The sequence below is a fragment of the Amycolatopsis sp. FU40 genome (assembly GCF_021903635.1).
In the GTDB taxonomy this organism is placed as follows: Bacteria; Actinomycetota; Actinomycetes; order Mycobacteriales; family Pseudonocardiaceae; genus Amycolatopsis; species Amycolatopsis dendrobii.
Genome location: NZ_CP091381.1, coordinates 1,098,940 through 1,117,473 on the forward strand (window position 1 = coordinate 1,098,940; position 18,534 = coordinate 1,117,473).

The window sequence follows — 18,534 nt, forward strand, 5'->3', positions numbered from 1 at the left end:
CTCCCCAGCAGCGTGCCCGCTGCCGGTTCATGCGGGCCAAGACACTTTTGTGCGGGATGATGCGAATCTGGCATAAGCTGTGGTCGTGGACTTGGTCGGCTGCTGCAAGGCGTTCGTGAGCGTGACCGAAGCGGGGAGCTTCACCGGCGGCGCGGCGGTCGCGCGGATCCCGCAGCCGGTGGCGAGCCGCCGGATCGCCGCGCTCGAGAAGCACCTGGGGGAGCGGCTGTTCGACCGGTCGACGCGGCGGGCGCGGCTCACGCCGTTCGGCCGGGATCTGCTGCCGTCCGCGCAGCGCCTGGTCCGGCTCGCCGAGGCGATGGAACACGACGCGCAGCGGGCGCGCCGGCGGCCGTTGCGGCTGGCCGTCCCGGACACGTCGACCACGCGCGATCTCGCCGAACTCGAAGCGCAGGCGCGGACGGTCGAGGTGTTCCTGGAGTTCCGGGTCGCCGGGCCGGCCGAGCGGGCCGAGTTGGTGCGGACGCAGGAGGTGCGGGCCGCGCTGGTCGCGGTGCCGCCGGAGGACGGGGTGTGGACGGTGCCGCTCGGGCTGGCCGGCGAGGCCGAGCCGGACGAAGCCGTGCTGTACCTGGAAACCCTGCGTGCGGGCCGGTCGCCCGGTGCGCGCCGCCGGGTGTGGGTGCAGCCGGAGGACGACGTGCCGCATGTCCGCGACCGGGTGTTCCGCGCCCGCGACGCGGCCGGGCTGCTGCCCGCGCAGGTCGAGGTCGCCGCGACCCTGACGACGGCCGCGGCGAGCGTGATCGGGTCGGCGGACCTGCTGCTGTGCTCGGCGGATCAGGCGCGGGAACTGGGCCTGGCGTGGCGTCCGGTGGGCGGGGTGCGGCTCGCGCGGGGATACGACGTGGCGGCGGGGCTCGGCGACGACGTCGATCGGGTGCGGACGCCGTTGCGCGCGGCGATAGCGCGCTGTCTCGGTGCGAACGTTGCGGCAGACTGACGCCGTGAACACCGAGGCGCTGCTGGCGCGGCTGAGGGACGAACTCGACGAAGGCGGGCTGCGCGGCTCGTTCCTCGTCCGGGATCTCGCGTCCGGCCGCGAGATCGGGATCGAGCCCGACCTGGAGTTCGCGACCGCGTCGCTGGTCAAGGTCCCGCTCATGGCGGTGACGCAGGACCGGATCCGGCGCGGCGAGCTGGACGGCGCGCAGCAGGTGGAGATCGAACCCGAACGCATCGACACCGCGGGGCCGACCGGGCTGTCGCGCTTCCGGCATCCGGCGCGGCTCGCGGTGGCCGACTTGATGTACCTGGCTTCCGCGATCAGCGACAGCGCCGCGGCCGACCAGTTGTTCGCCCTCACCTCGCCCGCGGAGGTCACGCGGACGGTGCGGGAGTGGGGCATCACCGGCATCTCGGTGCGGCATTCAGTGGGGGAGCTGAGCGATACGCCGGTGGAACGCTTCGCCGCGGCCGACGTGCATCTCGCGCATTCGCTCGCGATCGGCGCGGTCACCGAAGGACAGGGGCATCCGGTGCGGCAGCTGGATGTTTCGCGCGCGAGTTCCGGTTCGGCCCGTGCGTTCGCCGACCTGCTGACTGCACTGTGGACGCCGTCGAAGATCGATCCGGACGTGTCCGCGCGGGTCCGTGAGCTGATGGGCGACAACCTGCTGCGGCAACGGCTCGCGCCGGATTTCGCGTCGGATTCCGCGAAGTGGTCCTCGAAAACGGGAACGCTGGTGAACTTGCGGCACGAGATCGGGGTGGTGGAGCACTCCGACGGTCAGTCGTTCGCGGTCGCGGCGCTCACCGAATCCCGGGTGCCCGCGGCGATCCAGCCGGAGGCGGAGATCTTGATGGCGCGGGTGGCCCGGTCGTTGCGGGACCACTTGCGCGCTCGCGGATGAGCGGACCGGCCGGATCCGCCCTCGCGGCGAATCCGGCCGGCTCTCCGCGTCAGGCCAGGCCCAGCAGCGTGAGGATGAGAACGATTCCGTGCGTCTGCATTTCCCGCACCTCCCTCCCGGATCCAGGCACGGAAAACCCCGCCGCGAAACAGCTGTATTTCGCGGACGACGGTATTTCCGTGATTCTCGGCGAACCGCCCGGAGTGAGCGGCGTGCACCCAGAATGCGATCCGGGAACGTGCGGCGAAAGGGGTTTCCTGTTTCCTCGAAAGCAGGAAACAGCTGACTAGCGCAGCGTCGGGTTTCCCCAGGCCAGCGCCGCTGGGCGGGTCGTCCGGGCAGTGGGGCCCGCCGGAGCGACGCCCGCCGCGGGGCGGCGGATCTCGAGCCGCAGCCGCCGGACGCCGGTGACGTCGAGTTCGGTGTGCCGCGGGCTGCCGAACGCGGAATGGTCGAGGTGGCGGATTTCCCCGTCGAGCCGGACGCAGAACAGGCCGGTCTGGAATGCGGCGTCCTCGGCGTCGTCGAGCACTCCGGCGACCGCGGTGAAATGCGCGTAGGAGCCGCCGAGGTCGATTTCCGCGAACGCCCACGCCCCGGAAGTCGGCCCGGCGGTGCGGAAAACGACGCTGTGCTCGTAGCTGATCCCGTCGATCCGCGCTGGGCCGGCGGTGATGTCCGCACTCTTCTCGCGCCACGGCAGTTCGGTCGCCAGTGCCGGTCCGGGTGCGGAATCCGTTGCCCCGCGCCAGGTTCCGCGCACCGGGCGCTCGTTCTGGCTGCGTCCGGTGATCGCCGAGATCAGCCCGGCGACGCCGTCGTCGTCGAACTTCGAAATCCGGAAATGCGTGGTGGAATGGGGGGTGAGAAATGCCGGGATGTCTTCGACGGAAGCGCCGGGCAGCACCACCGGCAGGATGCGGCGGGTCTCGCGCTCCAGGTCGCGGGTGAGCGCGTCGCGCATGATCCGTGCCTCGAACTGGGAGCCGCGGCCCTCGTCGAAGGGCGCTTCGCCGTCCGCGCGCCGCCGGTAGTCCGGCGAGGCGATCACCAGCACGAAATCAGCGGCGCGGATGTTCCGGATCGCCCAGGCCGACCAGTCGAGGCGGGAGGCGTCGTCCCATTGGTCCAGCCGGACGTCGAGCCCGATCCGGGCGCGGAGGAAGGTGGCGAAGGTGCCGACCTGCCGGTAGTGCTCGGCGGCGGTGTCGTGGGCGTAGCTGATGAAGATCCGGGGTGCGGCGGGGGCGGACATCGGGCTCCTCGAATTCCGGCGGCAGCGTCCGCTCCAGTCTCGGGTCCGGTCCGCGGCAGCGGGTTTTCGGCCACAAAGTGTCCAGAATCTGTCCCTTGCCGGGGTCTGTCCCAAAGGTATCGTCGTGGTCCGAGGCGGGATCGCCAGGACGCGGGAATCGACGGGGAGCGCTGCCCAGGTGTACCACTACGACGTTTTCATCAGTTACGAACGCCGAGCCGAGGCCATCGCCAAGTGGGTCCGCAACCATTTTCACCCCCGGCTGTGCGAACTGCTCGACGGCAACCTCGACCGGGACGTCCAGGTGTTCTTCGACGGGTCGGTGCGGGTCGGCGGGAAGTGGCCGGACGAGCTGAGTTCCGCCTTGCGGCACACCAGGATTCTCGTTCCGGTGTGTTCCCCGAAGTACTTCTACAACGAGTGGTGCCTCGCCGAATGGGCCTCGATGGCCCGCCGCGAAGAACTGGCCGGGCAAGACCGTCCGGCGACCCTGATCTACCCGGTCATCTACTGCGATTCGAAAAACTTCCCGCCGTACGCGCACGAACGCCGGATGAAGAACCTGACCGAGTGGAATCACCCGTACGAGCAATTCCAGGTCTCGGCGAAATACATCGGTTTCCACGACGAGATGAACCGCATCGCGGCGGAGATCGAAGAACTGCTCAGCGCGGCCCCGACGTGGCAGCCGGACTGGCCGGTGCTGACTCCCCGGCCGGACGCCGCGCCCGCCTCCCGGTTCCCGAGGCTCTGAGCCATGACGGGCGTCGTGATCACTTTCTATTCCTACAAGGGCGGCGTCGGCCGCAGCTTCACGCTGGCCAACATCGCGGTGCTGCTGGCCCGGTGGGGGCATCGCGTGCTGTGCATCGATTGGGACCTCGAAGCGCCGGGCCTGCGCGAGTACTTCCGGCCGAAGCTGGACCACGCTCCGAAAGGCGGCGTAGTCGACCTCGTCGCCGATTTCCGGGCGGGCGGCGTCCGGCCGAGCCGGCACATCGTCCCGGTCCAGCTGGACAACGTGCCCGGCACGCTGGATTTCCTCCCGGCGGGCGGCGACGGTCCCGCGTATCCGGGGCAGGTGCAGGGAATCGACTGGGAAGGCTTGTACGACGAGGATTTCGGCGAGTATCTCGAACGCTGCCGCGAGGCGTGGACCTCGGAGTACGACTACGTCCTGCTCGACAGCCGCACCGGGATCTCCGACGTCGGCAGCATCTGCACCGCGCACCTGCCGGACCGGCTGGTCGTTCTCTACACCGCGAACATGCAGAGCGTCCGCGGCGCGGTCGATGTCGCGCACCGCGCGAACGTCGCGCGGAACGCCCTGCCCTACGACCGTCCGCAGCTCACCGTGCTGCCCGTGCTCTCGCGGTTCGACACGCGCGAGGAATACGACCGGTCGGAAAGCTGGCGGGAGATCTGTCTCAACGAGACACGGAGCCTGTTCGACAGCTGGCTGGACCAGGACGTTCCGCCCGCGGTGATCGCGCGCCACCTCACCTTGCCCTACGTCTCGTATTGGACCTTCGGCGAGCAATTGCCGGTGCTGCTGGAGAAAAGCCCAGGTGCGGACCAGATCGGGTTCGCGCTCGAGACCGTTGCCGCGGTGATCGCGCATTCCTTCGACCGGACCGAGCTGCTGGCCGAAAACCGCGACGCCTACGTGGCGGCCGTGCGCACCCGGACGCAAAGTTTCGCCTACGACATCCAGGTCAGCATGCCCCGGTCGAGCCTCGAAGTCTCCCGGGACCTGGTGGCGGAACTGGAGAATCTCGGCATCCGGGTCGGCCGGTCGCTGTCGGGCGACCGGTCCTGGCTCGGCCGCGCGGAAACCGACGCCAAGCACCTGTGCCTGGTGATCGACGGCAAGGCGAGCCGGTGGCAGCTGGCGGAGGTCGAGCTGTTCCTGCATCGCACGTTCGGCCAGGACCGCAGGCTCATCCCGGTGCTCACCGAGGGCACCGACTCGCGCGAGCTGTCCGGCTATCTCGGCAACCTGCGGCATCTGCGCCTGACCAAGTTGAACGGCCCGGCGAAGGTCGCGCGCAGGCTCGCCGACGAGATCGGCGTCGGCCGGTCCCTGGTCGACATCGGCCAGGCAGACCTGGTTTCCCTGCTGCGGCAAGCGGAACACGCCCGGCTGCGCCCGGAACTGTGGGACCTCGTGGGCGAGCTGGCCGGCGAACTGCCCGCCGTCGTGGGAGCCGGGGACAGCGTGCGCGCGCAGGAGCTCGGCGCGGACCTGGCCGTGGTGCTGCGCCTGCGCCCGCGACACGACAACGGCGCGATGCCGCCGCCGATGTCGGTCCGGAAAGCACTGGCGTGGGCCCAGCAAGTGCTCGACGTGCGGGTGAACGGCAGCTAGCCGCGCCCGCTAGACGCCCGTCCGCGCCCGCGGCCGGGATGCCCCGAGGAAGGACGGCGGATGCACGAACGACTGAGCCACAAGCAGTCCGCGGCGATGATCGCGCTGATGGTGCACGGCCGGGAGATGACGAACCCGGAACTGCGCGACGCGGCGGGCTTCGCCCTCGACGGGAGGGACCGGCTCAAGCTCAACCAGCGCTACGTCAGCAGCCGGAAATCCGGCCGCGCGTTCGCGCACCAGCTCACCGACCCTGGCTGGGAATGGTGCGAGGAGGAACTCGCCGCGATGTCCCCGCCGCAACCGGTGCGGAGCACGTTGACCGTGGTGGCTTACCTGGCGCTGCACGGCTTCGTCGAGTATCTGCGGCTCCACAACGTTCGCCTCAAGGACGTTTTCACCGGCGGGGAAGGAAACGCGCCGCAGGCGGCCAACCTCAAGGACCTGATCGTCAAGGCCTACCGCGAACTCGCCCGCGAGCCGCGGGGCTGGGTGGGACTGGCCGATCTGCGATCGTCGCTGGGCGACGCCGAGACCGCCGAGGTCGACGCGGTGCTCAAGGAGCTGAGCCGTACCGGACAGGCGAAACTGGTGCCCGAATCCAACCGCAAGGTGCTGACCGCGGCGGACCGGGCGGCGGCTGTGCGCATCGGCGGTGAAGAGAACCATATGCTGTCGATCGAGGCGTCATGATCGAACATCTGGCCGTGCTGGCGACCTTGCGCTTCGACTGGGCCGACACTCCCGACCACGTCTGGCGCGATTCGCCCTACCACGTCGACGGGCTGCACGCCGACGTGATGGCCGCGATCGACGTCGGCATCCGCGACGCGGCGGCGAGCGACGGGCCGAGCCCGATCGGCCTCGTCATGCAGGGGATGAAGGGCGTCGGCAAAACCCATCTCCTCGGAATGGTCCGGCGCGCGGCGCATCGCGCGGGCGGGTACTTCTTCCTCGACGACCTCACCGCCGGCGACGCGTTCTGGGAGAACACGGCCGACGCGTTGCGCCGCGGCCTGCTGCGCGCCGACGATTCCGGCGAGACGCAGCTGCGCAGCTTCGTGCGCCGGGTGTGCGAGCGCGGCGACGTGTCGTGGGAAGCGACCTCGGCGTTGCTGGGCACGGGCGCGTTGACTCGCGCGCACCTCGACGCGTTCGTACTGGGGCTGCGGAAACTCGACCGTCAGGTCGCCGTGGAATGCGCGGACACGGCCCGCGCGCTGGTGCTGTACGCCGCCGAAGACCTGACCCAGAACGAGATCGGCGACGAATACCTCGGCAGTTCCGAGGAATCGAAGTCCGGCGTCCGGAGAAAGTGGGGCATCCGGGCGAAGGCGAAGTCCGCGCTGGGCCAGGTGCACGACATCACGCGGCTGCTCGCGCTCACCGGCCCGCTCGTGATCGGAGTCGACCAGCTCGACACGCTCATCGCCCGTTCCTCGTTGCAGGCACGCGAAATCGGGCATCGCGGGGAGGAAGACTTCCTCGTCGCCCAGATCGCCGACGGCCTGATGGAACTGCGCGAAGTCACCCGGCGGACGTTGACCGTGCTCGCCTGCCTGCCGACGACCTGGATGCTGATCAAGGACAAGGCCTCGGACACCGTGCCCGACCGTTTCCGCGAAACGCTGACGCTCGGCCGGGTGCTCGACGCCGAGGTCGGACGGCGGCTGGTGGAGCGGCGGCTCGGAGTGGCTTACGCCGCGATGGACTTCACCCCGCCGCATTCGACCTGGCCGGTCGCGCCTTCCGCGTTCGACGGACCGTGGGAGGAGTACACGCCGCGCGAACTGCTGAAGCGGATCGGCGCGCACATCGACGCCTGCGTCCGCGCGGAACGGGTGCAGGAACTGACCAGCTTCGACACCGGCGCGCCGCCGGTGCTGCCGGCGCGCGCGGAACCGAAGCCGGACCGCTTCGCCGAACTCGACGCCTGGTTCGAGCAGCTCCGCGCGGCCGCGGATCCGTCGGCGCTGCTGGATCACAAAGTGGAAGACGAGGTGATGCCCCGGCTGCTGTCGGCCGCGCTGCGCGGCTGGATCACCGAGGTCGGCGACGACGAAATGGAGTGGGACGCCCGCGGCAGCGAGGACGAACTGCACGCGTGGCTCACCCACACCCTCGACGAGGACTCGGATCTGGAGGAGCACTGGGCGTTCCGGGCGATCTCGGTGCGGCATCCGCTCGCGGTGCTCAACCGGTTCCGCAAGGCGCGCTCGGCCGCGGGGTTGCGGCCGGGGGCGGACAACCGCCACCTCATCCTGATCCGGAACTCCTCGTGGTCCAAAGGGGAAAAGACCCAGGCCGAGCTCCGGGCGTTCGAAGCCGCCGGAGGGAAGCGGCTCAAGATGTCCGAAGCGGACGTCCGCACGTTCTGGGCGCTGGACGAGATGTTCGTCAAGGGCGGCCCGGACGTCCACGAGTGGCTGATCGACCGCAGGCCCGCCCGGCGTTCCCAGCTGCTCTCCGGAGTCCTGCCGGACGCCGCTGTGCGTTCCGGGAGCCCCGCGAACCCGGCGCCGTCGAGCGCGCCCCCGGCGGACAAGCGACCGGCGAACCCGGCACCCGCTGCACAGCCCTCCCTCTTCACCCCCTCGCCGACCCCGCGTTCGAACCGCAACGGAACCGCGCAAGCCCCTCGGTCGGACGGAACCCACCCCCCGCCCGGCGCCACTCTCACCCTCGGCACCGAAACCGGCTCCGGCAAGCCCGTCCGCATCGAACTCTCCGCTCTGCGCAAGCACGCCGCCGTCTTCGCCGGTTCCGGGTCGGGGAAAACCGTGCTCCTGCGCCGCATCATCGAGGAATGCGCGCTGCTCGGCGTGTCGTCGATCGTGCTGGACCCGAACAACGACCTCGCCCGCCTCGGCGACGCGTGGCCGAGTCCGCCGAGCGGCTGGGGGCCGGAAGACGCCCAGCTCGCCGAGCGCTACTTCGAGGGCACCGACGTCGTCGTCTGGACCCCGGGCCGCGCCACCGGGCGTCCGCTCGGATTCGAGCCGTTGCCGGATTTCGCGGGGGTGCTGGACGACGAGGACGAGTTCTCCGCGGCAGTCGAGGTGGCGGTAGCCGCTCTCGCGCCGCAGGCCCGGCTCACCGGCAGCACCGCGAAGGCGGACATCGGCCTGGCTGTGCTGCGGCAGACGATCGTGCACCACGCCCGGACCGGGTCGCGGAGCCTGCCGGAGCTGATCGCCGTCCTCGAAGACCTCCCCGAAGGCGTCACGAATCTCAACGGCGGCCGGAAGATCGCCGCTGAGGTCGCGGAGCTGCTCAAGGCCGCGATGGTCAACGACCCGCTGTTCGCCGGGGCCGGAACCCCGGTCGATCCGGCGTTGCTGCTCACCCCGGCCGGCGGCAAACGGGCGCGGATCTCGGTGATCAGCTTCGCCGGGCTGCCCGCCGAGGCGCAGCGGCAGAGCTTCGTGAACCAGTTGCAGATGGAGCTGTTCGCGTGGATCAAGCGGAATCCGGCGGGGGACCGGCCGCTGGGCGCGCTGTTCGTGATGGACGAGGCGCAGACGCTCGCGGCGTCCGGGTCGCTCACCGCGAGCACGCGCAGCACGATCGTGCTCGCCGCGCAGGCCCGGAAGTACGGGCTGGGGCTGCTGTTCGCGACGCAGGCGCCGAAGGGCCTGCACAACCAGATCGCCGGCAACGCGATGACGCAGTTCTTCGGGCGGCTCAACAGCCCGGCGCAGATCGCCGCGGCGAACGAGATGGCTCGGGCGAAGGGGAGTCCGGTGGCGGACATCTCGCGGCTGGAGCGGGCCCAGTTCTACGTGTCCGGCGAGGCGTTCGGGTTCCGGCGGGTGTCGACGCCGCTGTGCCTGAGCCACCACCCGGCGAGCCCGCTGCGCCTCGAGGAGGTGCTCGCGCGGGCCAGGGACGGGGAGGGAAGAGGGGAGGGGTGAAACAGCGGCCCGGGCCCGGGGATCCGTCCTGGCCCGGGCCGCTGCGGCGATCAGACGCCCGCGACCGACTGGATCCAGTCGCGGTACTGGGTGACGTTGATGTAGGCGGTGTAGGACTGGCGGTCGCTCGTGGACGCGACGCCGACCTGCTTGCCGTTGGCGTACATCGGGCCGCCCGAGTCGCCGCCGGCGGTGATGCCGTCGCCGCGGTTGGCGCACACCGAGACGCCCGCCGCGCCGTCCGGGCAGTTGACCGAGGTGACCTGGACGTTGGCCACCTTCAGCACCTGCGACTGACAGTTGATCTCGGGCTGGTCGGTGCAGGTGGCGCCCCAGCCGTAGACCTGCGCGGTGTCGCCGACGTTGACGTCGCTCGCGGTGCCCAGCGGCGCGTACTCGGTCTGCACCTTCTGGTCGATCTGGACGAGCGAGATGTCGGCGTCGGGGGAGTCGTGCACCGACGTCGCGGAGACCTCGGTGCCCTGGGTCTGGTCGAGGCTGCCGACGTGGAAGGTGATCTGCTTGCCGCCCGCGCCCTGCGTGCAGTGCCGGGCGGTGAGGATCCAGTCGGGAGCGATGATCGTGGCCGAGCAGAGTTCCTGGCCGCCGGCGAACATCCGGGCGGCGGCGTGCAGGGAGTCGGCGGTGCTGCCGTCGATGATGGCGGGCTGAGCGGGGGCGGCGGTGGCCGGGGCCGCCGCGGCGACGGCGGCGAAGGCCAGGCCGGACAGGACTGCGGCGGTACGCGCGATACGCACTGGTGATCATCTCCGGTGGGTACGGGGAGCAGTGGTCAGGTACTGACCCACCGTCGTGAATGTCGGTAAATGACGGAACCCGCCGAAGGTCGGGCTGACTCAGTTCCCGACTTTCGTCGTAGGACAAGCGGACCAGCCCGCGTTGACATGGTGCCAGCGTGGAGTGTGAGCGCGGTCACCGTGCCCGGAGGTCCAGAATGGTGTCGGGTGGACGAGCGGGCGCGACAGGCCCCGCCTGGACAGGGAGTGCTGCACGCGGATGGAAGCCGGCTCACAGGGATCGGCACGGCTGAAGTCGTCGTACCGCTACGACGACCTCGACGTGCTCACGCTGCTGCTGGCGGGGGAACTCGACGCCGGCACCGCGCTGGTGGTGGTGCGGGCGGTGACGTTCGCGCTGGCCAAGCGCCCGATGGCGCTGGTGCTGGACCTGACCGGGCTGACCGAGCTGAGCGACGCGGGCGTCCACGTCCTCCGCGCCGCGCAGGACCGCGCGGCCGCGGAGGGCGTGGTGCTGCGGCTGCTCGCGCACCCCTCGGGCGCGGCGGGCCGCAGGCTGGCCGAAACCGGGATGACCGGGGTGTTCGACATCTACCCGGACCGCACGGCGGTCCGCGTGGAGACCGACCGGATCGCGTTCCTGCGCCGGATGAAACGGCGGCTCGACGCGGGCTGAGCCGGTCCGGATCCGGGCGTTTCGGGCCCGCCCGCGCCGCCGAGGTGGCCCGAGCGGGTGAACTTCGGAGATTTTTTCTCCAGTGGTCCGGACCAGTTGCGGCGATGTTGCGAGTTCACGCCAGCAGCGCTTCGGCGAGCCCCTGCTCCTGGATCGAGTCCCGCAGTTTCGCCAGCGCGCGGCATTGCGTCACCCGGACGTTGCCCGCCGAGATCCCGAGCGCCTTCGCGGTTTCGGCCGACGTCAGGCCGACGACGACACGCAGCGTCAGGATTTCCTGTTGCAGCTTCGGCATCCCGGCCAGCAGCCTGCCGAGCGAAGCCCCGAGGTCGGCGGTCAGCGTGTGCGATTCGGGGCCGTCGCCGAGATCCGGGTTCTCCGGGACGTCGGACACCGGTCGCGAACGGTCGCGCGACACCGCGCGGAACGCGTCGGCCACCTTGTTCGCCGCGATCGCGCGCACCAGGTGCAGGAAGGATCCGCCGCGGTCCTCGTATCCGGGAACGGCCTGGAGGACGGCGATGCACACCTCCTGCGCGACGTCGTCGGCCGACAGGTACGACAGGTCGCGTCCGCCGATGCGGGCGCGGCAGTAGCGCGCGATGACCGGTTTCAGCAGCGCCAGCAGTTCCGGAGCCGCGCCGGGGACGCCGTCGCGGGCCGCGCGGACCACGGTTTCGAGTCTTTCGGCCAGCCCGGACGGGCGCGGCAGCGCGGCGAGCGGGACGTAGCCTTCGACCGGTTCGGGCACGGTGGCGGTGGGCATAGGGGTCGTTCCTTTCGTACGGGCGGCCGCGGTGGTCTCGCCCGCTCGATCCGGGAGTCGGCCGTCCGGGCGCGGATGTTGCGCCCGCGCGGGTGTTGTCCAGCTTCTGTCCGTTGCGCGGCAACGGAATTCGCCCGGACCTGGACAGATCTTGGACAGGTTCCGCCCGCCGGTAGCGCGGCGCGGCGCGGCGGCGATCCCGGTGCGGTCGGAGAAATCCCGATCGGGAAGGGGAATCGCGATGATCACGCACTGACCGGCTCCGGGCCCGGCCGGCGGGGTTCAGCCGGCCGGGCTCCACCGGATGCCGTAGGCGAAACCGGGCGCGAGCCGGTCGAACCGCAGGTGCACCTCGCCCGAGCCGTCCGGGCTCACCACGTCGCCACGTGCGCCCAGATCGCGTGCGTCGTCCTGGAATACGCGGTCCAGCCGCACGATTTCGGTCGGCGGCGCGGCCGGGAAGCGCACGTGGAGATCGAAGCGGTCGACCGGATGCCGCGGCACGCACACGTAGTGCGGATGCCGGAATTCCGCGCGGAACCGCAGCGCGAGGTCGTGGGTTTTCCCGCGTGGCAACGGTTCGGCCAGCTGCAGCGCCAGCCCGACCCGGTCGTTCGACTCCATCGCGCGGCGGACCAGCGTGCCGCCGTGGAAGACGTCGACGTCGAGATCGCTTTCCCGCACCGGCCCGGACGTCGCGGAGGTGGTGGTGAGGGTGAGCGCGAGGTCGAGTTCGGCGATCTCGTCGGCGTCGGCGACGATCCGCCGGAACTCGAACACTTCGGGCCGCTCTTGGTCCAGCGCAAGGGACACGCGCAGCAGTTCGGTGTGCCAGCTGCCCTCGGGCGCGGGTCTCGCGCCGCCCTCGCGCGGGCCGGCGAGCGCGAGGTGCGCGACGTGCTCGATGCCCTCGTCGATGCGCCGCCGGATCGTGCGGTCGTCGCGGTCGAGCTCGCGCGCGGCCCAGTGCACCCGCTCCTGGTAGAACGGCTTGCGCGCCGGCTCGTGCATCGCGAACGCCGCGAGCACGGCGATGCGGAGGTCGTCCGGGAGCGTCTTGGCCAGCGGCTCCAGCACGTGCGCGAGCCGGTCGCGGATCTCGACGTTTTCCGCGTTGTCGGGAATCCCGCACACCTCGCGCAGGACCGGGCCGACCCGAATCCCGAGCGGAGTGGTGAATACGCCGCGCCCCTTCCGGAGAACTTTCAATTCCGCGACCAAGTCCGCCGCGTTCGGTTCCACCCGTTCCTCCCTCGCGTCTCCCCGCCCGCAGCCACTGTTCCGCAATGCGGGCGCCGATGTCCAGCCTTGCCCGGCGGTGGCGCACGGACTGTGACCGGAATGATTTCCCATTCCCGCGTCCGGCTGGCGAGCCCGGGTTTATCCGCGGCGCAAATTCGCTCGGATGGCGCCTTCCGGAAACGGCGGGTGACTGTTCCGGCCGTGCTGCTGGCGAACGGTCAGCTGCCCGGCTTTCGATCTCGTAACCTGTGTGCTCGCCGGATCGGAGCCGGTGTGCGGGCTGGTCCCCGGCTCTCCGGAGCCGGCGGTCTTTCGCCGCGGCCTCAGCGCAATACGACTCCGGCGTTGCCTCCTGTTCCCCGTTCACGCGATTAAGGTGGAAACAGGAAACTCCTTCCCCGATTGCCGCGCGCTCCCGCATTCTCGGGGCAAGCCGCTGTTCAGGCAGGCGGAAATCCTCGGAAGGAGCTTGTCGTGAAGGTCGTCTGTTCGTTTTCTCTGCTGGTGCGCGCCGCGTTGTGGCTCGCCGGGGTGGCTCTCGTGTCCGGACTCGCCCTCGGTCATCCGGGCGGACCGGCTCCGGTCGCGCCGCCGGTGTCGGTGCGGACCGCGCCGTGACGAAACCACGGGCCGGCGTCTGCCGGACCGTCATACTGGGAGCGAGAAGAAGGTGGGGGCGGATGACAGCGCGCGCGACGTTCGGGGCGGAACTGCGGCGGCTGCGCACCTCGGCCGGGCTGTCGCTCACCGAGCTGGCGGCGCGGGTGCATTACAGCAAGGGGTACTTGAGCAAGGTCGAAACCGGCCTCGCTGCCCCGAATTCCGCACTTGCCAGATTGTGTGAATCCGAATTCGGCACTCCTGGAGCCCTTACCGCACTGGTTCCCGCGGAAACCGGAAAACGCCGGACCCGGCCGGACGTCCGCCCGTCCGGCCTCCCGCCGGTGACCGCCGACTTCGCCGGCCGCGATTCGGAAACCCGGGCCGTACGCGAGATTCTCGAGTCCGACGGCGGCGTCTGCGTCATTTCGGGGATGGGCGGAGCCGGCAAGACGGCGCTCGCCGTGCGGTGCGCGTACCGGCTCGAAGCGTCCTTCGCCGACGGCAGCCTCTTTCTCGATCTCCGCGGCACCTCCGGCGAACCGGTCACGCCCGCCGAAGCGCACGACCGCCTGCTGCGGATCCTGGAGGTGCCCGCCGACCGGATCCCGGCCGATCCGGACGACCGCGCGGCATTGTTCCGGACCTGCCTGCGCGGCCGGAGTTTCCTGCTGGTGCTGGACAACGCGGGCAGCACCGGGCAGGTGCGCCCGCTGCTGCCCGCGGAACCGAAATGCCGGGTCGTGATCACCAGCCGCTCGCGCCTGCCCGCATTGGACGAAGCCGAGCACGTCTCGCTGGGCGTCCTCCCGTCCGCTTCCGCCGCCGCCCTGGTCGCCGCCCTGACCAGGGCGGCCCCCGACGCGGCCCTGCGCATCGCCGACCGCTGCGGCCGCCTCCCGCTGGCGATCCGGATCGCCGCGGCCCGCCTGCGCGCCCATCCCGCGTGGGACGTCGCGGAACTGGAACGCCGCCTCGCCGACGAAACCCGCCGCCTCGGCGAACTCGACGACGGCGAACGAAGCCTGGCCGCCGCCTTTCGGTTGTCAGTCCGCCAATTGGAGCAGCCGGAAGCGCGGCTGTTCGGCTTGCTGGCCCTGCACCCCGGCCCGGACTTCGACGTCACCGCCGCGCAAGCACTCGGCTCCCTGGACGAGGTGGCGGCCGAACGCCTGCTGGACCGCCTGCACCAGGCGTACCTGCTCACCCAGCCGGAGCTCGGCCGGTTCGGTTTCCACGACCTGGTAAGGGTTTTCGCCGCCTCCGGCGTGAACGGAGAGGACGCTTTCCGCCGCCTGGCCGATTTCTCGGTCGCGACCGCGGAACGCGCCGACCGGGCGATGAGCGGCCCGCGGTACCGCCCGGAGGTGACCTGTCCGCCCGGGCTGCCGGAGGTGGAATTCCCGGACCAGGAGAGCGCGATCGCCTGGTTCCGCGCGGAATGGCCGAACCTCGTCGCGCTCTGCCGCCGGGCCGGGGAGTCCGAGCGCTGCTGGCAGCTGGCGTTCTTCCTGCGGGGATTCTTCTACCTGACCAAACTGTGGGACCCGTGGATCGCGACGCACCGCTGGGCACGCGCCGCCGCCGAAGCGGTCGGCAACCGCTGGGCCGCCGCGACGACCACCGCGAATCTGGGAATCGCCTACGTCGACCGCGGCGACCTGGACGAGGCTTCCCAGTGCTACCGCCAGGCACTTCGGGAGTACCGGGAAATCGGCGACCGCCACGGCGAAGCGACCGCCCTGGCGCATTCCGCGTGGGCCGAGCACTACCGGGGCAACCACGAACAGGCCTTGCGCGACCTGCGCTCCGCGGCCGACTTCTACGACTTGACCGGCAACCGGCGCAGCGGCGCCATCACGGCACGGGGTGTCGCCTTGGTCCTGACGGCACTGGGACGGCCCGCCGAAGCCGCCCGCCTGGTCGAGGAGACACTGGCGGTGTTCGAGGAACTGGGGCTGGAACTGGACGTCGTGATGGGGTTGAACTGCCTTGGCTGGGCGAGGTTCCGTGCGGGGGACCAGCCGGGTGCGGAGTCGGCGTACCGGGAAGCGGTGACCCGCGCCGAGGCCTGCGGCAGCACGCACGAGGCGGCGCGGGGTTATCTGGGGTTGGGAAATGTCGCTGCGGCGCAAGGAGTTTCGGAGGAGGCCGCTGCGCAGTGGGAACGGGCCGAGGCAGCCCATCCGGACCTGGACCCGGTCACGGTGGGGGAGGCGGCCGCGCGGGCTGAGTTCCGGTGAGGGTTCCTGTCCGGGCGACGGACTGCGGGCTCAACCGGGCCGAGATCGGCACGCCGGTTGAGTTCAGACCCGCCCGGCGGGCGCGTGAACCGCTTGCTGGCCGCCCGCGACGTCTGGGGTTCTGGTCGAGCCTCGATCGTCGACGCATCGGGCGCCATCCGCCGCGGAGCGGTCCACGGGGCGGGCCACGTGACCGGCTGGGGCCTGGCTGCGGACGGCGAGTGTTCCTGAGCCGGGCTGCGCCGGATGGCGGTGGGGTTAGCGCGGACTGCTGCTCAGCTTGAGATTTCCGATCGAAGATCGAGCGTTTCAGCTGTGGAGCGAACGCACGACGGAGTGCGCCGCGGCGGTCGCCGGGACGAGTGCCGGACGGTCCTAGCGGCGCACTTGACGTGGGCTGCGAGTGGAGGTGGCGGCGCGCTCGCGCGGCCGGGAATTGCGCAGGGCCGGCTAGGGGCGCGAGAGCTGGTCATTGCGTGGGCGACCGGCTGGTTGCCTGACTGCCGTGTCCGACGGGCCAGGCAATGCCTCTCAGTTCCCAGGCCAGGCGTTTCGATCACGGAACGAACCCGCGCCGGAGAGTGTGCTCGCGGTCTCTGCCTGGCATAGCCGGGCTTTCGGGGCGGGTGGCGGCGTGTTGGGATGGGCGGATGGGATCGTCGCCCGAGCCGGTTGAGCAGTTGCCTCGCGTGGCGGGGTTCCGGGCGCTGATGTTCGCGTTGCCGCCGGTCGGGCGGAGGTGGTCGGCGGGGTTGCGGGCCGCGGCCGCGGTGGCTGTGCCGGGGATCGCGCTGGTGCTGGCGGGGGCCGCTGCCTCGGCGTTGTTCGTCACGCTCGGGACGTTCGCGGTCTTGTACGGCGAAGGGCGGCCGTACCGGGTTCGGGCGGGCGTCGTGGCTGCTGCCGGCGCCGGATTGCTCGCGGCGGCTGCGTTGGGTGCTGCGGTGGGGTCTGCGGTTCCGCCCGGGCCGGTGTCGGTGCTGGTGGTTTCCGTGGTCGCGGTGCTGGCCACCTACGTCGTCGACGCGTTGCGGCTTGGGCCTCCCGGGCCGTTGTTCTTCGCGCTCGTTTGTGCGGGTGCGCAGGCGGCGGTCGAGGCGGGAGCCCGGCCCTGGGTGGTGCTGGGGTGCGCTGCGGCGGGGGTCGGATCGTCGGTTGTGGTGTCGATGGCCGGGGTGCTGGCCGACCGGGCCAAGCCGGAGCGGACGGCCGTCGAACGGGCAGTGCGGGCCGTCGACGCGTTCGTCTCGGCCGAGCGGAAGACGGCCGAGGCGCGGCACGCGGCGGGTGCCGCCGTGTCCGCGGCATGGACTGCGCTGCACGACGCGGGACATCCGCGCCGGGGCACGCAACCGGACCTGGCGGCGACGTTGCTCGCCGCCCATCGGCGGTTCGCGGACGCGTCGCCGGGGGAGTCCGTCGAACTTCCGCCGGGGAAGCTGCCGTTGCCGCCACCGAGCCTCGGGTACCGGCTGCGGCGGGCGGTCCCGTTGCGTTCGCATGCCGCGTTGACGGCGTTGCGCGTGGGCGCCGGGTGCGTGGCCGCCGGGGAACTGGCGGTGGCAGCCGGGTTCGGACGGCCGCATTGGGCGGTGCTGAGCGCTCTGGTGGTCCTGCAGCAAGGGCTGGACCGGCGGCGGGCGAATGTCCGTGCGCTGCACCGGTTTGTCGGGACCGCGGCCGGGCTCGCGCTGTTCGGAGTGGTGATGATGGTCGCGCCGTCCGGGGTCGTGCTGATCGTGGTCTTGGCGGTGTTGCAGTTCTGCGTGGAGCTGGTGGTGCCGCGGAATTACGCGGTGGCGACGGTCGTCATCACGCCGCTCGCCCTGCTGGCTGCCGGGGTCGCGAGCCTGCCGGGCCCGGTGTGGCCCGCGGTGGCCGACCGTTTCGCGCAGACGGCGATCGGGGTCGTGGTGGCCGTGGCGGTGCAGTACGCGGTGGTGCCGCGGGCGCATCGGAAGACGTTGGACTGGACTGGGTCTCGCGTCCGCGCTGCTGCCCGCGCGGTGCTGGCCGGTGCGCCGGTTCCGCGTGCGGCCGCGCGCCGGGACCTCCAGTTCGAGCTGGAAGGCGCGACCCGGGCAGGGGTGGATTCGGTGCACAACGAGCCCGGCTGGGCCGCTGAGCGCTGGCCCGCCCACGCGGCCCTGGTCCACGACGGTTACGACCTGCTCCAGGCCTGCTGGTCCGCGCCGGACGGCAGGTTGCCGGACGTCGAACGGTGGGAGCGCGCGTTCGGCCGGTGAGACCGGGACGCCTGCCCCGCCGGATGGCGGGCGCTGGCCCGGCTCGGCGCGCTCGGCCGGGTTTCTCCGCGGCTCGCTGGTAGCTCATCCGCCTCTAAACGAGCGGCTCGGAGTTCTGCACTGACCACCGGCGTCCGGTCGCGGCCAGGCCTCGAGCCGCTCGTTTCGAGGAAACCCGGAGCCGGTCATCCAGGACGCAGGGCCGCCTCGATCTCCTCCTGCTCCGTCTCGCCGGGAACGATCGTCAGCGGGCCCGCGACGTGCAGCAACCCGGGATGCCGGACGGTCCAGTTCAGCACCGGCAGCGAGTCCTTCGTGAGGTCGTGTGCGGACGTCACGGTGACCCCGGGCGTCGGGCCGCAGGTCACGAGGTCTGCGGACGGGCCGCGACCGTCGCTGCGGCACAGGGCGGCTCGGCCGTCGGCGGACAGAGCCAGCAGCGCTGGGGCGCCGTCGGCGGTGGCGGCGGGCAGGACGTGGTCGTAGCCTGCCATCCGGCGCATGATCAGCCGGTGGACGCGTCGGCCGCGGATGCTGGTCATCGATGCGGTGAAGGTGCGGGCGACGACATCGAGCCGGTCTGCGTTCACGG

15 protein-coding genes are annotated in these 18,534 nt (G+C 71.2%); 10 read left to right on the forward strand and 5 right to left on the reverse strand.

Going from position 1 to position 18,534, the window contains the following annotated elements:
• The first annotated feature begins 85 nt into the window (after positions 1–85).
• On the forward strand, positions 86–964 hold the full coding sequence (locus L3Q65_RS06345) for a LysR family transcriptional regulator (RefSeq protein ID WP_182891901.1): 879 nt from the start codon (positions 86–88) through the stop codon (positions 962–964).
• A 4-nt stretch (positions 965–968) separates the two neighbouring features.
• Positions 969–1,874 (forward strand): serine hydrolase, encoded by a 906-nt coding sequence (locus L3Q65_RS06350; protein WP_182891900.1) that lies wholly within the window; start codon positions 969–971, stop codon positions 1,872–1,874.
• Between the two features lie 286 nt (positions 1,875–2,160).
• Here the strand turns inward: L3Q65_RS06350 and L3Q65_RS06355 are convergent, their stop codons facing one another.
• Positions 2,161–3,129: an SEFIR domain-containing protein gene (locus L3Q65_RS06355; RefSeq protein WP_237599028.1), complete on the reverse strand. Its 969-nt coding sequence runs from the start codon at positions 3,127–3,129 to the stop codon at positions 2,161–2,163.
• A gap of 124 nt (positions 3,130–3,253) precedes the next feature.
• Between L3Q65_RS06355 and L3Q65_RS06360 the strand changes: the two genes are divergently transcribed.
• Genes L3Q65_RS06360 through L3Q65_RS06375 form a run of 4 tightly spaced genes read left to right on the forward strand, consistent with a single transcriptional unit; the run spans position 3,254 to position 9,411 of the window.
• Positions 3,254–3,883, forward strand: coding sequence for a toll/interleukin-1 receptor domain-containing protein (locus tag L3Q65_RS06360; protein ID WP_237599029.1), 630 nt, complete (start codon positions 3,254–3,256; stop codon positions 3,881–3,883).
• Between the two features lie 3 nt (positions 3,884–3,886).
• The gene (locus tag L3Q65_RS06365; protein ID WP_237599030.1) at positions 3,887–5,497 is read left to right on the forward strand and encodes a KGGVGR-motif variant AAA ATPase; all 1,611 of its coding nucleotides are present in this window, start codon (positions 3,887–3,889) and stop codon (positions 5,495–5,497) included.
• 60 nt (positions 5,498–5,557) lie between these two features.
• Positions 5,558–6,190, forward strand: coding sequence for a hypothetical protein (locus tag L3Q65_RS06370; RefSeq protein ID WP_237599031.1), 633 nt, complete (start codon positions 5,558–5,560; stop codon positions 6,188–6,190).
• Complete coding sequence (locus tag L3Q65_RS06375; RefSeq protein WP_237599032.1) at positions 6,187–9,411, forward strand: ATP-binding protein; 3,225 nt, start codon at positions 6,187–6,189, stop codon at positions 9,409–9,411. The genes L3Q65_RS06370 and L3Q65_RS06375 overlap by 4 nt, the downstream gene beginning before the upstream one ends.
• Before the next feature lie 50 nt (positions 9,412–9,461).
• Here L3Q65_RS06375 and L3Q65_RS06380 read toward each other — a convergent pair whose 3' ends face one another.
• Positions 9,462–10,169, reverse strand: coding sequence for a trypsin-like serine protease (locus L3Q65_RS06380; RefSeq protein WP_237599033.1), 708 nt, complete (start codon positions 10,167–10,169; stop codon positions 9,462–9,464).
• A 259-nt stretch (positions 10,170–10,428) separates the two neighbouring features.
• Between L3Q65_RS06380 and L3Q65_RS06385 the strand changes: the two genes are divergently transcribed.
• Positions 10,429–10,845 carry an STAS domain-containing protein gene (locus L3Q65_RS06385; protein WP_009076775.1) on the forward strand — a complete coding sequence of 139 codons (417 nt, stop codon included), beginning with the start codon at positions 10,429–10,431 and terminating at the stop codon, positions 10,843–10,845.
• Between the two features lie 115 nt (positions 10,846–10,960).
• Here L3Q65_RS06385 and shbA read toward each other — a convergent pair whose 3' ends face one another.
• Positions 10,961–11,611, reverse strand: a complete 651-nt coding sequence (gene shbA, locus L3Q65_RS06390; RefSeq protein WP_220507313.1) for an RNA polymerase sigma factor ShbA — start codon at positions 11,609–11,611, stop codon at positions 10,961–10,963.
• A 282-nt stretch (positions 11,612–11,893) separates the two neighbouring features.
• A complete protein-coding gene (locus L3Q65_RS06395; RefSeq protein ID WP_182891894.1) occupies positions 11,894–12,853 on the reverse strand; it encodes a hypothetical protein in 960 nt (319 codons plus the stop codon).
• Between the two features lie 474 nt (positions 12,854–13,327).
• Here L3Q65_RS06395 and L3Q65_RS06400 point away from each other — a divergent pair, with 474 nt between their 5' ends.
• From L3Q65_RS06400 to L3Q65_RS06410, 3 genes are all read left to right on the forward strand, one after another.
• On the forward strand, positions 13,328–13,471 hold the full coding sequence (locus tag L3Q65_RS06400; protein WP_220507312.1) for a hypothetical protein: 144 nt from the start codon (positions 13,328–13,330) through the stop codon (positions 13,469–13,471).
• Between the two features lie 62 nt (positions 13,472–13,533).
• Positions 13,534–15,696 carry a tetratricopeptide repeat protein gene (locus L3Q65_RS06405; protein WP_237599034.1) on the forward strand — a complete coding sequence of 721 codons (2,163 nt, stop codon included), beginning with the start codon at positions 13,534–13,536 and terminating at the stop codon, positions 15,694–15,696.
• Between the two features lie 650 nt (positions 15,697–16,346).
• Positions 16,347–17,942 (forward strand): FUSC family protein, encoded by a 1,596-nt coding sequence (locus L3Q65_RS06410; RefSeq protein ID WP_237599035.1) that lies wholly within the window; start codon positions 16,347–16,349, stop codon positions 17,940–17,942.
• A 185-nt stretch (positions 17,943–18,127) separates the two neighbouring features.
• Here the strand turns inward: L3Q65_RS06410 and L3Q65_RS06415 are convergent, their stop codons facing one another.
• Complete coding sequence (locus L3Q65_RS06415) at positions 18,128–18,532, reverse strand: hypothetical protein (RefSeq protein ID WP_237599036.1); 405 nt, start codon at positions 18,530–18,532, stop codon at positions 18,128–18,130.
• Between the last annotated feature and the right edge of the window lie 2 nt (positions 18,533–18,534).